Genomic DNA, 16,059 nt, shown 5'->3' with positions numbered 1-16,059 from the left:
TAGTCCGTAGACTTTTAATTTTTCGTCTCGCAAGTGCCCACACAGATTGTCTGTTTCTTCTTTTTAAAGAGCTGACAGCTTATTAATTAACTTCACAATTTCTTGTTTTAGTTTGCTGTCTCAAGGGCTGCGTATATTACGCTACACTTTTTCATTCGTCAAGATCTTTTTTAAAAATTTTTGACCTTGCTCACTAACACTAGTTTTGTCTGCTTATCGCTGACGCCGTGTCAGTGGATGCGCATTATAGGCGCTTCATTTTTTTTGGCAAGTAAAAAATAACACTTAAAATTCCGTTTGTTTTTTATTTGTTCAATAACATTGTTAATATATATGTAATAAAGAAAGATATCCTATTATAAACATTAAAAAAAACAAAACTTTGATGTCTGTCACATTTATTGATACTTTCAACCATAAAAAACTTAAATTTTTACCTAAAAAACGTACAGCTATTACTATTGAGAAATTAACGATTACCACCAATTAAATATTTTGCTTTATCTTTAAATACAAATTTAATGGTATTGGCAATAAAAATACTTATAGTCAACGTACAGATTAAAAAGCTTATGGCACCGACAGACGCCAATTGACCATTATCTGTTTTAATGATGTAACCAAAAGAAGAGTTAATTAATCGCTGTTCTAAAAATAATACTATAATTTGGTGAATAAAGTAGATTGGAAAACTGACATTAGCCAGATATGAAAAAAACTTATATATTCCACCTTCATTATTTCTATGGTTCAAACCATCTAAAAAGTAAAGCGCTAAAATAAATAAAATAATTTTTTGTAATGTATCGTAATAAAGTCTTTCAACACCAAGATAATCAACATAACGATAAGCAAATGGAATAAAAAGACATAAACCAAAGAAAAATATAACTAGAGCCAAATTTTCTTTAACTAGTTTCATAATTTTTTCATAATTCTGTTTTATCATCATGCCGGTTAAATATACCGGTCCATAATGCAATAAATTTAATAATGGTTGTTTATAATCAGGTTTAGTGAACATTACCACCCAAAACATCGAAACTAACCCAATGACAATCAAACTCTTTTTTGACCATTTATACAATAAAGGACTAATTGCAAAAATAATGATAATCATCGGCATAAACCACAGTGGTAAAAGCTGGGTTCCGGTCAACATCATTTTAACAATTGACATACTAGAGCTAGGCTCGGTTAGCGAGAAAACAGGTAATCTGGACAAGTATTGGTAATGGAAATATAAAAAACAAAATATTGATACAGAAATATAAGGGCATACTACCGTTTTAAATTTAGATAAATAATATCCTTTTACATCATATTTATACGTTAAATGCTGAAATAAAAAACCTGCAATTAACACGAAGAAGGTTGTGAAATTAAAAGCAAATAAATTTAAAAAAGAAAATAAATAACTATTAGCTATTAAATGACTATTTTTAAATACACCTAAACAATGGCTAAAAACAATCATGATAATGGCTACACCACGTAATAAATGAATAGAATGAATTTTTTGGGGTCTTACTGTTGTCATTTCAGTTATCAAAATATAACAAAAAAATTTGTTATACATTAGCATAAAATCATTAGATAAAAACTAGTATTATTTTATAAATCACTGAAAATATTGCTTGACATATTTATGGATAAATTACAAACACTTATACGATATGAACTCAATTAATTAGCTAATTTACTAGCAGCAAAAGAACATAAAGGTATAATTTCGCGTTTTTCTTGCATTAATACTTTTACCACAAGCTCAAGTAACTTATCTGCAATTCCTTGTCCACGATAATTAGGATCGGTATAAGTATGATTAATGGTTGCTTTATCTTGGCCAATTCGAGTAAACGTCATTTCAGCTATTTCTTGATTATTATCATTACACACATAGAAACGCTCGTTATCTTGCTTATACTGTAATGTCATAAAATCCCTCAATAATTGGTATGATTTTTTAGCGAAATTCGTTAAAAATAAGAAGAAATTACCTTTGAAATTATTCGATTTTAAAGTTTTTTATAAAATTAATAATGTGAACAATAGATAAACCGAGTTCAAAGCATAGTATTACCAATTATTCACATCTTATTAGATTATCAATAGTGCAATTATTAGAATAAACGTTTCGCAGTATTGTAAAGATCCATATCAAATGGTCTTTTCATATTATTGATAGCATCAATAATATCATGATGCACTAATTTACCATTTTGGATACCAACACAACGTCCAGCATGACCATTAATAAGTAATTCAACAGCATAAGCACCCATTCGCGAACCTAAAATTCGGTCATAAGGCACAGGCGAACCACCGCGTTGTACATGCCCCAGAATTGTTGCTCGAGTTTCATGATGAACAGCTGCTTCAATATCCTTCGCTAATTGGTTTACATCACACATATGCTCCGTAACAGTCACAATTGCATGTTTTTTACCTTTCTCAAAACCTAATTTTATCTCTTCAATTAAGTCTTCTTTAGTATAAGAAACTTCAGGGATGATCATAAATTCACAACCACCAGCCACTGATGCACTTAATGTCAAATCACCGCAATCACGGCCCATGATCTCAATCACAGAAATTCGATGATGTGAAGAACAAGTGTCTCTTAATCTATCTATAGATTCAACAACTGTGCTTAATGCAGTGAAATAACCAATAGTATAGTCAGTTCCACGAATGTCATTATCAATGGTGCCAGGTAAACCTATGCATGGAAAACCTTCTTCAGTTAATCGCATAGCTCCCATATATGAACCATCACCACCAATAACCACTAAGGCATCAATTTGATGTTTCTTTAAATTCGCGATCCCTTTTTTTCTAACTTCTTGATCTTTGAATTCAGGAAACCTCGCTGATCCTAAAAATGTCCCACCGCGGGTGATAATATCTGAAACACTAGCGCGATCTAACTTAACAATGTGATCTTCACAAAGTCCCAAATAACCATCATAGATACCGAAAACCTCTAGACCTTCAGTTAACGCGGTTCTCACAACGCCACGAATAGCTGCATTCATCCCTGGGGCATCACCACCACTGGTTAAAATACCTATTTTTTTTATCATAAAAAATAACTCCAATTTATAAACCTTTGGCTATTATAAAGTCATAATTATTAACTAACAATATAAAGTTTAGGAGCTATTTTGAATAGTTTTTCTACTGCTTCATTTCTAGGGGAACAACAGAAACAGGATCTTGATGGATAATCACTGTTGCCGGGGCAAATTCTCGAGAGATATGTTTTTCAATTGCATCCGCAACTGCATGGGCTTTGATTAAAGGCATGTCATCATCTAATTCAAGATGTAATTGTATAAATTTTACTGGCCCGGCTTGTCTAGTCTTCAAATCATGGAAACCACGCACATTTGCATAAGAGGAAACAATACCACTGATTTTCTGATTATCACTTTCTGGTAAAGCTTTATCTAACAAGTCTTGAATTGCACTATAAGCTATTTTACAAGCATTATAAAAAATATATAACGCAATAAAAAATGCAAAGCAGGCGTCAGCATAAGAGATCCCATACCAACTTAAAAATAGCGCCATAATAACCGCAATGTTCATAAACATATCTGAAGAGTAATGTAACATATCTGCTTCTATCGCTTTGCTACTTGTCTCTTTTATAACATGCTTTTGATATAAAACTAATATACCTGTCACAATAACCGAAATGATAGATACGCTAATACCTAATAAAGGTGACTTTATCATAGTAGGATGAATAATTGATTTGATACTAGAAAGTAACAAAATGGTCGCTGAACCGATAATAAAGGTACTTTGCGCTAATGCGGCTAACGATTCGGCTTTTCCGTGACCAAAAGTATGATCATCATCAGCTGGTTTCAATGCATAACGAACTAAGAAGAAGTTAAGCCCAGATGCCAGCAAATCAATACTCGAATCTAAAAGCGAGGCAAATAAACTCATTGAGCCTGTAAACCAGCAGGTAAGTAATTTGATAATAATAAGGAAAACAGAAATTAAAACGGCACATAATGTTGCCTTTTTAATTAATTTTTCGTACAAATGCGATTTTGACATTTGTTACCTATTTATTGGTAGGATTTTATCCCTTGTGGAAGCACCAATTGTGCAGCTACTTCAGCCGCGGCCTTTTTATCTAACAGAACGTCAATTATTTTTAAGGCAAAATCAATAGAAGTTCCAGGACCTTGACTGGTGATAAGTTTATATTGAGCATCAAAATAAGCTCTATCCGATTTCCAATTTTTAATTGTATCTTTGGTCGTTGGATAACCAGTCATATAAGCATTTGGGAATAAATTGTGATGTTGGAAAACCATTGCTGGTGTTGCACAAATAGCAGCAATGACAACCCCAGCTTGATGTGCTTGTTTTAATTTTTTGATTAATTGTTGCGAATCTCGAAAGTTTTCTGCACCAATTAATCCACCAGGTAAAATAATCACATCAAAATCAAGATTGTCAACTTCTGAAAATGTTTTTTGGGCTAAAATAGTAACACCACGAGAACATTCAACTTTTTTATCTTCAGTGATACTGGCGTAGGTAACTTTAATTCCAGCTCGTGTTAATAGATCAATAGTTGTAACCGCTTCGGTTTCCTCACAGCCATTTGATAAGAAAACTAATGCTTGCTTTGTCATATTACACTCCGTTCTAGCTGTTAACTATATTTAAATAACGTTAAACACGGCACTATTTTACACGTTCGATATTTGCGCCTAATTTTCTCAATTTGTCTTCAATATTATCATAACCACGATCAATATGGTAAATACGATCAACAATTGTTGAACCTTCGGCTATGCATCCGGCTAGAACTAAACTTGCAGAAGCACGTAAATCTGTTGCCATTACTTGAGTACCGCTAAGTTTTTCAACTCCGTGAGTAATCAATGTATTACCTTCAATTTCACCATGAGCCCCCATACGAATAAGTTCAGGCACATGCATAAAACGATTTTCAAAAATCGTTTCTTTAATAATTCCTGTTCCTTCTGCCACCATGTTTAATAATGAAAACTGGGCTTGCATATCAGTTGGAAAGCCCGGATGAGGAGCAGTGTGAATATTGACAGCTTTAGGGCGTTTATTTTGCATATCTAAGCAAATCCAATCTTCACCTATTTCAATATTAGCACCGGCTTCTTTCAATTTTGATAATACGGCATCAAGTAAATTGGGATCTGTTTTACGGCAAGTTATTTTACCGCGTGAAATAGCAGCAGCAACCAAAAAGGTTCCTGTTTCAATGCGATCAGAAACCACTTCGTGTACGCCACCTCCAAGATTAGTAACGCCTTCAATTTCAATACGCATAGTACCAGCCCCGCTAATTTTAGCACCTAGCATATTTAAAAATTTTGCTGTATCAACAATTTCTGGCTCACACGCTGCATTTTCAATTATCGTTTTACCTTCAGCTAACGTTGCAGCACACATAATAGTGACTGTTGCACCAACACTAACCTTATCCATTACAATATGAGCGCCTTTTAAACGACCGTCAACTGACGCTTTAACATAACCTTCATCTAAAGTAATTGTTGCGCCCAACTGTTGTAAACCAGTAATATGCAAATCAACTGGCCTTGCACCTATCGCACATCCTCCTGGCAATGAGACCTGACCTTGACCAAATCGCGCAACTAACGGACCTAAAGCCCAAATTGAAGCCCGCATAGTTTTAACCAGTTCATACGGTGCACAATAGTTATTAATCTGTCCAGCATCAAGATGAATAGAGCCATTACGTTGGTATTTCACGCCCAATTGCGCAAGCAGTTCCAGTGTAGTATCGATATCTTTTAATTTAGGAACATTTTGTAATTCGACTGGTTTTTCAGCCAAAATCGCAGCAAATAAAATGGGTAGCGCCGCATTTTTAGCGCCAGAAATAACAACTTCTCCGTTTAAAGAAGTCGGGCCTGTAACATGAAACTTTTCCATTATTAACTCTTATTCATTTCAAATGGGCAACATTATAGAAGTTATTTACTAATAGATAAATGAATTTTATTAAAACATAATGATCGAATTATCTTTACTATCACCCAGAACAATTGCAATTATTTAATATTGCTCTTTTTTATCTTAATTTTAATTTAACAAACTAGATTAAAATTATTGTTAATCAAAGATTGACTCGTTTCACATCGGCATTTATAGTGAGATGGATATTTTCAAAATATCATCTGGTTAAAAATCAAATTCATCCTAACTGATTTGTTTAATATTTAATAAAAGAGAGAAGTATGTTTGACTCAATCGCTAAAGCAGGAAAATATTTAGGCCAAGCTGCCAAGCTTATGGTTGGGATTCCCGATTACGATACTTATGTTCAACATATGAAACTGACCCATCCTGAACAGACTCCTATGACTTATGAAGAGTTTTTTAAAGAACGACAAGATGCTCGTTATAGTGGCAAAGGTGGCTTTAAGTGTTGTTAAATATAAAGAGATAATGTATGACTCAAGATATTACATCATTATTACCTGTCACTTTATTAACCGGATTTCTGGGTTCAGGGAAAACCACTCTCATCAATTACCTGCTCGAAAATAATCACCATGAAAAAATAATGATTATTGAAAATGAATTTGGCTCGGTAAACCTCGATAGCAACTTACTTATACCAAATCATAATATCCAAGTGGTTGAAATGACTAATGGCTGCATTTGTTGTACAGTGCAAGGAGAATTGACCAAGGCCCTTCATCAATTATATGCAGAAAGGCAAGCAGGTAAATTGCAATTTGATAGGCTTATTATCGAAACCACTGGACTCGCTGACCCAGCACCAATTATTCAAACTTTTTTTATTGATGAGCTAATTAGACAAACCATTAGACTTGATGCGATTATTACTATTGTTGATTGTCAGCATATTTTGCAGCATTTAAATGAACATCGAGTTGCTGTTTCTCAAATAGGCTTTGCTGATCGAATTATTTTATCTAAAACTGATTGTATAACTGAACAACAACAAATTGAAATTATAAATCGCCTTCAAAAAATCAATAGTAAAGCAGCTATCTATCAAGCGATTAACGGGAAAATTGCCAAATCACAATGGTTAGATATTCATGCCTTTGATTTAGATGAAGAGTTAGTTCTTAATAAAGGTTTTTTTATCGTTGATCCAACAAAACAATTAGAAACTAAATTTAAAACAATTCCCTATCAAACCTTATCTTGGAATGATGATATCTGTTCTTATTATTTTGAAGCAGGAGAACTTGATTTAAAAAAAATAGGTTCATTTATGGAAAATTTGGTTGAAAAATACGGCAATGATATGCTGCGCTATAAAGGCATTCTTGCAATTCAAGATAATAACCAAAGATTAATCGTTCAAGGTGTTCATAAAATTGTCGGTTTTGATTATGGTTCTCCTTGGCAACAAGCTTCGGAAAAAATATCTCGCTTAGTGGTGATCAGCCGTACATTACCATTTGAGGAATTAAACAAGGCATTTTTGCAAACTACCGCCAGTTAATTAGTTAGCTGCGGTGACCTCTTTTTTTCAAACATTTTAATAAAATGTGATAAATCATCAATTTTACTATTAACTGCCTTTTTATCAAATATGATAGAATGAGCGGTTTTCAACCTGTTAAAACATACAACACAAAAATATGGACTACGATATTGCAATCATTGGACTTGGACCTGCTGGTAGTACACTTGCACGTTTACTTAATTCCTCTTTTAAAATTATTGCATTGGATAAAAAACATCAAACGGGTAATGAAGGCTTTCATAAACCTTGTGGTGGTTTATTAGCTAACGATGCCCAAAAAGCCTTTGTGCGTCAAAAGTTAAATTTACCTGCCGATATATTAACTGAACCGCAAATTTTTAGTGTTAAAACAATTGATCTTCAAACTAAACTAATTCGTAATTATCAGCGCAGTTATGTCAGCTTTGATCGGCATAAATTCGATTTATGGTTAAAATCACTGATTCCAAACAATGTTAACGTTTTACATAACACGTTATGCAAAGAAATTAGAAGAGTCATCGATGGATATCAAGTCACTTATACTGATGAATATGACGTAGAGCATAAAATAACCGCTAAATATGTAGTTGGTGCCGATGGTGCTAACTCAGTTGTTAGACGCATGCGCTATCCGCATCATTCCATCAGGCAATATGTAGCCATTCAACAATGGTTTGCTGAAAAACATCAACGTCCTTTTTATTCTTGTATTTTTGATAATCAATCGACTAATTGCTATGCATGGAGCATTTCTAAAGATGGATATTTCATTTTTGGCGGTGCGTTCCCGAAAAAAACCGCTAATCAAAATTTTGAATTACTACAACAAAAGTTAACTAAGCAAGGTTTTATTTTTGGAGAACCGTTAAAAACGGAAAAATGTCTTGTGATTTATCCAAATCGCTTCCGAGATTTTTATACCGGCAATGAAAATATTTTTCTAATCGGTGAAGCCGCTGGCTTCATTAGCGCAAGTTCGTTAGAAGGAATCAGTTATGCACTTGATAGTGCTGAGATTTTAAGCAAAGTATTAAATAGTGGCATAGCCAAACCAAACAAACATTATTACCAAAAAACCATACCTTTACGTTTAAAGCTCTATAGTAAAATAATCAAAGCCAAAATTCTTACTACCCCATTATGGCGAAAGTTAATAATGAAAAGTAAGATTAAGCATGTAAAAACAATTTAGCTATACAAAATTAACAAACATTATTAACACAACTAAATATAATAAGGAATAGATATATGTTTGATGTAAGTGATTTAATTCGTTTTAACCATGAATGGTCAGAAAAAATTGAACAGGAAGATCCTGAATTTTTTAAACAACTAGCTATTGCACAAAATCCTAAATTTTTATGGATTGGTTGTTCTGATAGCAGGGTTCCTGCAGAAAAATTGATTAAATTAAAACCTGGAGAAATGTTTGTTCACCGAAATGTTGGCAACCAAGTAATTCATACGGACCTAAATTGCCTTTCGGTTGTTCAATATGCAGTTGATGTACTTAAAATCGAAGAAATTATTGTTTGTGGCCATTTAGATTGTGGTGGCATTCGTGCTGCGGTTGAAAATCCTGATTTAGGTTTAATTAATAATTGGCTGCTTCATATTCGAGATTTATGGTTTCGTAACAGTTCTTTACTTGGCAAATTCCCTGCTGATATTAGAATGGATATTTTATGTGAACTTAATGTAATTGAGCAGATCTATAACTTAGGACATTCCACAATCATTCAATCGGCATGGCAACGTGGTCAAAAAGTCAATTTGCATGGTTGGGTTTATGGGATCGATAATGGCAAGATTACTGATTTACACATTACATCATCAAGTCGTGAAAACCTTGAAATCAACTATCGTGAAGCGATTTCTTATCTATTAAATCTGCACAAATTACAGTAAATTCATTTGAAACGATGGATTATTTGATTACTGCTTCCGCGCCATACTAGTTTAGGATCGGCCAGTTCTTGGACAAATTTTCCATCAATTAATACATCAATATAAGGAATTACCGCTTGCTGATCATCGGTTAATTCATCAAGTTTATAACCTGTCCATAACCAAATATCTTTATTAGTGCATTCAGTTTTAACTCGTTTAACCAGTTTTAAAATAGCTGAGACATTTTGAGGGTGTAAAGGATCACCACCAGAAAGTGATAATCCTTGGCGTTTTATTTCGGTATCTTGTAAATCTTTAATAATTTGATCTTCAAGTGATTGTGTAAATGGCTTACCAGAGTTTATTCCCCATGTACTTTTGTTATAACAGCCAGGACATTGATGTACACAGCCTGCTACAAAAAGTGTACAACGAGTCCCTTCGCCATTAACGACATCCACAGGATAATAACGATGATAATTCATGATGACAAAATTATTGATTAACCTATTTGACCATTATCCAAATGTTTAACCCGACGTTTTACTTCCTCTTGCTTACCAGCATTAAATGGACGAGCATCAGGACTACCTAAATATCCACAAACACGGCGAGTAACAGAAACTTTCGACGAATCATGATTACCACAACTAGGGCAAACAAAACCCTTGCTAGTACAGGAGAACTCACCGGTGTAACCACATTCATAACATTCGTCAATCGGGGTATTGGTACCATAATAAGGTACACGGGCATAACTATAATCCCATACATCTTCTAATGCCTTAACATTATTAATCATGTTAGGATACTCACCATAACAGATGAATCCACCACTCGCTACTGCTGGGTAAGGTTTTTCAAATTCAATTTTTTCATATGGATTAACCTTTTTCTCAACATCAAGGTGGAAACTATTAGTATAGTAACCTTTATCAGTTACTCCAGGAATAATACCAAATTCGGCTGTATCTAAACGGCAGAATCGGTCACATAAATTTTCACTTGGAGTACTATATAAGCTAAATCCATAGCCAGTCTCTTTTTTCCATTGATCGACAGCTTTGGCTAAGTGTTCAACGATTGCCACACCTTTTTTACGTAAAGTTTCGCTATCAAATGGGTGAGTTTGGTTACCATAAAGTGCATTTAATGTTTCATGTAAACCAATATAACCTAATGAAATTGATGCGCGACCATTTTTAAAGATTTCAGAAACATTATCATCTTCTTTTAATCGAACACCACATGCGCCTTCCATATATAAAATCGGCGCAACACGTGCTTTTACACCATCAAGACGAGCAATACGCGTCATTAATGCTTTTTTACAAAGGTTTAAACGTTTATCTAAAATTTCCCAGAAACGGGCTTCATCACCTTTAGCTTCAATTGCAATACGAGGTAAATTGAGGCTTATTACCCCTAAATTGTTACGCCCATCATGAATTTGTTGGCCATCTTCTTCATAAACACCTAAAAAGCTTCGACATCCCATTGGTGTTTTGAATGATCCGGTTACTTCAACAACTTTATCGTAGTTTAAAATATCCGGATACATACGTTTACTCGCACACTCTAACGCTAACTGTTTAATGTCATAATTAGCATCACCTTGTTTGTGATTAATACCATCTTTAATAGCAAAAACCAATTTCGGGAATACCGCTGTTTTATGATTTTTCCCTAAACCTTTTATACGCACTTTTAAAATCGATTCTTGAATTAATCGTGATTCCCAACTGGTTCCTAAACCAAAACCAAAAGTAACAAAAGGAGTTTGTCCATTAGCGGTATGAAGTGTATTAACTTCATACTCTAGAGATTGAAATGCATCATAACACTCTTTTTGGGTACGGCTTTCTGCATAAGCTTCAGGATTTGGAATATTCCATTCTTCGGCAACTTTTTTATGTTTTTGATAACTGATAGTCACAAATTTTGCTAAAATTTCATCAATTCGATTTATGGTGGTACCGCCATAAATATGGCTGGCTACTTGCGCAATAATTTGAGCGGTTACCGCGGTTGCAGTGGCAATAGATTTTGGCGGTTCAATTTCAGCATTACCCATTTTAAATCCATTGGTTAACATCCCATCTAAATCAATTAACATACAATTGAACATTGGGAAAAATGGCGCATAATCAAGATCATGATAATGAATTTCACCACAATCATGAGCATGAGAAATATCTTTAGGTAATAAATATTGTTTAGCATAATGCCGAGCAACAATACCCGCTAGTAGATCACGTTGAGTTGGAATAACTTTACTATCTTTATTGGCATTCTCGTTCAAAATGGCGACGTTACTTTGTTCGATTAAACCGCGAATATCTTGGTTCAAACGGCTACGTTCTTCACGGGCACGATCACGATCATGTCGATATTCAATATAAGCTCTGGCCAATTTTTTATAAGGCCCTGACATGAGCTGATTTTCCACCATATCTTGAATTTCATTAATATCAACACTGTCCCGATCCTTCATTTGATTGGTAACAACGCGAGCAACAGCAGCACAATAATCTGGATCATCAACATTGGCCGCAACAGCCGCTCTTATAATAGCATCTTTAATGCGATTCTCATTAAATGCAGTTTGACAGCCATCACGTTTGATTACTACGGGCATATATACTCCTCGATATTCATTAATAGTTAGCGCTCAGCATGATTTTTATATCAACCTTAATAGTTTTTGTATTATTCAAAGCTATTGATTTTTTATTGAAATATGGGCTTTTCGATATAAAGTCGGATTTTCACATTGCCAATGAAAACACTATATGTAGTAAATATGCGTGAATTATACACCATATATTGTGTTTTTCTAGTTTTTTAAAAAATAAATTTACTTGACAAGGCCAACACCAATAACCGCAAGTTTTCCCGAAAAATTAACGTCGATAAATTTGGCTAAAAAGAGTATAAAAGGTGTAGAAATTTTGTAAGAGTGCAACCGATTTTGCACTCTTAATTTAATATTAGAACAGATTTTATTAAGAATTAAGATTCAATATTTAACCATTCAGTATGAAACACGCCATCTTTATCGATACGTCTATAAGTATGTGCACCAAAATAGTCTCGTTGAGCCTGAATTAAATTAGCTGGTAATACTTCTGAGCGATAACTATCATAATATGCAATTGCTGCCGATAAAGTAGGAACCGGGATCCCTTGTGAAACGGCTAAACAGATAACATCACGCAATGATTGTTGATAAGCTTCAACGGTTTTAGAAAAATATGGTGCTAAAAGTAAGTTATCAATATTATTATTTTCACTATAAGCATCAGTAATTTTTTGTAAAAATTGTGCGCGAATAATACAACCTGCTCTAAAAATCTTGGCAATTTCACCATAATTTAGTTGCCAATTATAATGTTCTGATGCGGCTTTCAATTGCGCAAATCCTTGGGCATAAGAGATAATTTTCCCCATATAAAGTGCTTTACGAACTTTTTCAATTAACGCTTGCTTATCTCCTGTAAATGCCTCTTTACTAGGTCCTCTTAGTACTTTTGATGCAGCAACGCGTTGATCTTTAATCGCTGAAATATAACGTGCAAATACCGATTCAGTAATTAAAGATAATGGTTCACCTAAATCTAATGCGCTTTGGCTTGTCCATTTGCCAGTACCTTTATTGCCTGCCGCGTCAAGGATCTTATCTACCAGATAATCGCCATTTTCATCTTTATACTTAAAGATATCAGCCGTGATTTCAGTTAAATAACTATCTAACTCGCCTTTATTCCAATCAGAAAAAACATCAGAAAGTTCATCATTAGTTAACCCTCCTACATGTTTTAACACACTATAGGTTTCGGCAATTAATTGCATATCACCATATTCAATGCCATTGTGAGCCATTTTCACATAATGTCCTGCTCCATCAGGGCCGATATAAGCTACGCAAGGTTCCCCATTCGCTTTTGCAGCAATTTTTTCTAAAATTGGGGCAACCAGTTCATAAGCTTCTTTTTGACCGCCAGGCATAATTGAAGGGCCTTTTAGTGCACCTTCTTCACCACCAGAAACACCAGCCCCTATAAAATTAAAGCCTTCATTAGATAACATTTTATTACGACGAATAGTGTCTTCAAAATAAGCATTTCCACCATCTATAATAATATCACCTTTATCTAACAAGGGTCTAAGTTCATCAATGACAGCATCGGTACCTTTACCTGCTTGCACCATAATTAGGATGCGGCGAGGTTTTTCTAAAGAATTAACAAACTCTTCAATAGTATAATAAGGAACCAATTGTTTATCAGAATGTTCTGCTATAACCTCTTCTGTTTTGTCTCTAGAGCGATTGTAAATTGATACTGAAAATCCTCGACTTTCAATATTCAGTGCTAGGTTTCGCCCCATCACGGCCATTCCAATGACACCGATTTGCTGTTTTGACATAATTTGGCTCCTTTATTTAATCTCTATAACCTTAATAAGGTTTTGCTACTAATATGTTAATTCGATGGAATATTACCATTAAGTGATATATTGCCATAAAAAAAAACCGTATCAATACATAATACGGTTTTTCATCATTTAGTTAAACTGTTTTGCAATTAAGCGAATCATGAACGCTTCATCATTTCAAAAAACTCGTCATTGGTTTTCGTCATGGCAAGTTTGTCGATTAAGAACTCCATTGCGTCAATTTCACCCATTGGATTGAGGATTTTACGTAAAATCCACATTTTTTGTAGTTCATCAGGCGAAGTCATTAAATCTTCTTTACGCGTACCAGAACGGTTAAAATCAATCGCAGGGAAAACACGTCGTTCTGCAATTTTGCGCGATAAATGAACTTCCATATTACCGGTACCTTTAAACTCTTCGTAAATAACTTCATCCATTTTAGAGCCGGTATCAATTAGAGCAGTCGCAATAATTGTTAAGCTACCACCTTCTTCCACATTACGTGCTGCACCAAAAAAGCGTTTAGGACGATGTAATGCATTAGCATCAACACCACCTGTTAATACTTTACCTGATGATGGAATAACCGTGTTATATGCACGAGCTAAACGGGTAATCGAATCTAATAAAATAATCACATCTTTTTTATGTTCAACTAAACGTTTTGCTCGTTCAATTACCATTTCGGCGACCTGAACATGTCTTGCTGCTGGTTCGTCAAACGTAGAAGCCACAACTTCCCCTTTGACTAAACGTTGCATTTCGGTAACTTCTTCTGGCCGTTCATCAATCATCAATACCACTAATTCACATTCTGGATGATTCACCGCTAAGCTTTGAGCAATGTTTTGCAGTAACATTGTTTTACCTGCTTTTGGTGGAGCTACAATCAAACCACGTTGACCTTTACCAATTGGCGAAGCTAAATCAAGAACTCTGGCAGTAATATCTTCAGTAGAGCCATTACCACGTTCCATACGTAAGCGAGAATTAGGATGTAGAGGAGTTAGGTTTTCGAAAAGGATTTTATTGCGAGCGTCTTCAGGTTTATCGTGATTAACTTCATTTACTTTTAATAACGCAAAGTATCGCTCACCTTCTTTTGGCGGCCTAATTTTACCGGCAATAGTATCACCCGTTCTCAAATTAAATCGTCTAATTTGACTTGGTGATACATATATATCGTCAGGACCAGCTAAATAAGAACTATCAGCAGAGCGTAAAAAGCCAAAGCCATCTTGCAAAATTTCAAGTACACCATCGCCGAAAATATCTTCGCCACTTTTAGCGTGCTGTTTTAAAATTGCAAAAATAATATCTTGTTTTCTAAGACGGGCAAGATTTTCAAGCCCCATTTTTTTCTCACCAAGCGCTACAAGCTCGGAAACAGAAGTGTTTTTTAATTCAGTTAAATTCATAGTTTATAAATTCTTGAGGATAAAATTGATATGTTTGCAATTACTGCTATTTTTGTATATTTCTTTCATTTACTTATAAAAAATTCTCTTTCTAGCAATATGTAAAATTAATTTATTACCTAGCTTTCGATGATAATTATATACTTTGGATATTGAATTCTCACCACTTTATCAAGAAAAACAATGGATTGCTGAAAGGGGTCTATGTAAGAGTTTAGCAATTTACACTAAATTTATAGGGATGTCTATATTTTTAATTATATTTTATTGGAATAAAAAAATAATAAGCGCTATTTTAAACGCTTATTATTATATTTACTGAACAAATTTAGATTTTAATTAAAGGAATGGTTCAATAAAAGCTCTAAGTTGCGCTTTTAATGATTCGCCTACATGAGTAGCAACAACTTGACCATTTTTAAAAATTAATAACGTTGGAATACCACGAATACCAAATTTAGGGGCAACACTAGGATTTTGTTCCACATTTAATTTAGTAAAAATAATTTTGTCACCGTATTCTTCAGCGAGTTCATCTAAAATAGGGGCAATTTGTTTACAAGGTCTACACCATTCAGCCCAAAAATCGACTAGAATCGGTTTAGTTGATTCATTTATCGTCTTATCAAATGTAGCTTCAGTAAGTGCAACAATGTTATGACTCATTTAGTTATCTCCTAAGGAATTTATCTGAAAATATATTAGGATATTTTCATATTTACCGCTAGTAATTATTCTAATAGGACATAATTATTAGTGAAGTTGTTGTATTTAGTGTGTTAC

Annotated in this window: 15 protein-coding genes; 4 read left to right on the top strand and 11 right to left on the bottom strand. The window is 34.1% G+C overall.

Features of this window, described 5'->3' with window-relative positions:
* Positions 1-469: 469 nt before the first annotated feature.
* From DKK70_RS01975 to murA, 6 genes are all read right to left on the bottom strand, one after another.
* Complete coding sequence (locus DKK70_RS01975; RefSeq protein ID WP_181415886.1) at positions 470-1,579, bottom strand: acyltransferase family protein; 1,110 nt, start codon at positions 1,577-1,579, stop codon at positions 470-472.
* A 107-nt stretch (positions 1,580-1,686) separates the two neighbouring features.
* Positions 1,687-1,950, bottom strand: coding sequence for a GNAT family N-acetyltransferase (locus DKK70_RS01970; protein ID WP_375334957.1), 264 nt, complete (start codon positions 1,948-1,950; stop codon positions 1,687-1,689).
* 173 nt (positions 1,951-2,123) lie between these two features.
* Positions 2,124-3,086 (bottom strand): 6-phosphofructokinase, encoded by a 963-nt coding sequence (pfkA, locus tag DKK70_RS01965; protein ID WP_110432502.1) that lies wholly within the window; start codon positions 3,084-3,086, stop codon positions 2,124-2,126.
* A gap of 94 nt (positions 3,087-3,180) precedes the next feature.
* A complete protein-coding gene (locus DKK70_RS01960) occupies positions 3,181-4,077 on the bottom strand; it encodes a cation diffusion facilitator family transporter (protein WP_110432501.1) in 897 nt (298 codons plus the stop codon).
* Positions 4,078-4,088: 11 nt separating this feature from the next.
* Positions 4,089-4,664, bottom strand: a complete 576-nt coding sequence (locus tag DKK70_RS01955) for a DJ-1 family glyoxalase III (protein ID WP_110432500.1) — start codon at positions 4,662-4,664, stop codon at positions 4,089-4,091.
* 52 nt (positions 4,665-4,716) lie between these two features.
* On the bottom strand, positions 4,717-5,970 hold the full coding sequence (gene murA / locus DKK70_RS01950) for a UDP-N-acetylglucosamine 1-carboxyvinyltransferase (RefSeq protein ID WP_110432499.1): 1,254 nt from the start codon (positions 5,968-5,970) through the stop codon (positions 4,717-4,719).
* A gap of 305 nt (positions 5,971-6,275) precedes the next feature.
* Between murA and DKK70_RS01945 the strand changes: the two genes are divergently transcribed.
* The 4 genes from DKK70_RS01945 to can all read left to right on the top strand — a co-directional run bounded on the left by DKK70_RS01945 (position 6,276) and on the right by can (position 9,436).
* Complete coding sequence (locus DKK70_RS01945) at positions 6,276-6,473, top strand: YbdD/YjiX family protein (protein ID WP_034883017.1); 198 nt, start codon at positions 6,276-6,278, stop codon at positions 6,471-6,473.
* A 17-nt stretch (positions 6,474-6,490) separates the two neighbouring features.
* The gene (locus tag DKK70_RS01940; RefSeq protein ID WP_219999650.1) at positions 6,491-7,522 is read left to right on the top strand and encodes a CobW family GTP-binding protein; all 1,032 of its coding nucleotides are present in this window, start codon (positions 6,491-6,493) and stop codon (positions 7,520-7,522) included.
* Between the two features lie 139 nt (positions 7,523-7,661).
* Positions 7,662-8,720: an FAD-binding protein gene (locus DKK70_RS01935; protein ID WP_110432498.1), complete on the top strand. Its 1,059-nt coding sequence runs from the start codon at positions 7,662-7,664 to the stop codon at positions 8,718-8,720.
* A gap of 56 nt (positions 8,721-8,776) precedes the next feature.
* Positions 8,777-9,436 carry a carbonate dehydratase gene (can, locus tag DKK70_RS01930; RefSeq protein WP_110432497.1) on the top strand — a complete coding sequence of 220 codons (660 nt, stop codon included), beginning with the start codon at positions 8,777-8,779 and terminating at the stop codon, positions 9,434-9,436.
* A 2-nt stretch (positions 9,437-9,438) separates the two neighbouring features.
* On the opposite strand, the gene nrdG is transcribed toward can, so the two are convergent.
* From nrdG to trxA, 5 genes are all read right to left on the bottom strand, one after another.
* Positions 9,439-9,903, bottom strand: a complete 465-nt coding sequence (nrdG, locus tag DKK70_RS01925; protein WP_110432496.1) for an anaerobic ribonucleoside-triphosphate reductase-activating protein — start codon at positions 9,901-9,903, stop codon at positions 9,439-9,441.
* A 17-nt stretch (positions 9,904-9,920) separates the two neighbouring features.
* A complete protein-coding gene (gene nrdD / locus DKK70_RS01920; RefSeq protein ID WP_110432495.1) occupies positions 9,921-12,056 on the bottom strand; it encodes an anaerobic ribonucleoside-triphosphate reductase in 2,136 nt (711 codons plus the stop codon).
* A gap of 374 nt (positions 12,057-12,430) precedes the next feature.
* Positions 12,431-13,846 (bottom strand): NADP-dependent phosphogluconate dehydrogenase, encoded by a 1,416-nt coding sequence (gene gndA, locus DKK70_RS01915; RefSeq protein WP_110432494.1) that lies wholly within the window; start codon positions 13,844-13,846, stop codon positions 12,431-12,433.
* A gap of 167 nt (positions 13,847-14,013) precedes the next feature.
* Complete coding sequence (gene rho / locus DKK70_RS01910) at positions 14,014-15,276, bottom strand: transcription termination factor Rho (protein WP_034883026.1); 1,263 nt, start codon at positions 15,274-15,276, stop codon at positions 14,014-14,016.
* A gap of 339 nt (positions 15,277-15,615) precedes the next feature.
* Positions 15,616-15,942 carry a thioredoxin TrxA gene (trxA, locus tag DKK70_RS01905; protein ID WP_110432493.1) on the bottom strand — a complete coding sequence of 109 codons (327 nt, stop codon included), beginning with the start codon at positions 15,940-15,942 and terminating at the stop codon, positions 15,616-15,618.
* Positions 15,943-16,059 lie beyond the last annotated feature (117 nt).

This window comes from Gilliamella apicola (assembly GCF_003202655.1).
In the GTDB taxonomy this organism is placed as follows: domain Bacteria; phylum Pseudomonadota; class Gammaproteobacteria; order Enterobacterales; family Orbaceae; genus Gilliamella; species Gilliamella apicola_R.
Note: the sequence above shows the minus strand (reverse complement) of the source record. Positions and strands in the feature narration are given on the sequence as shown.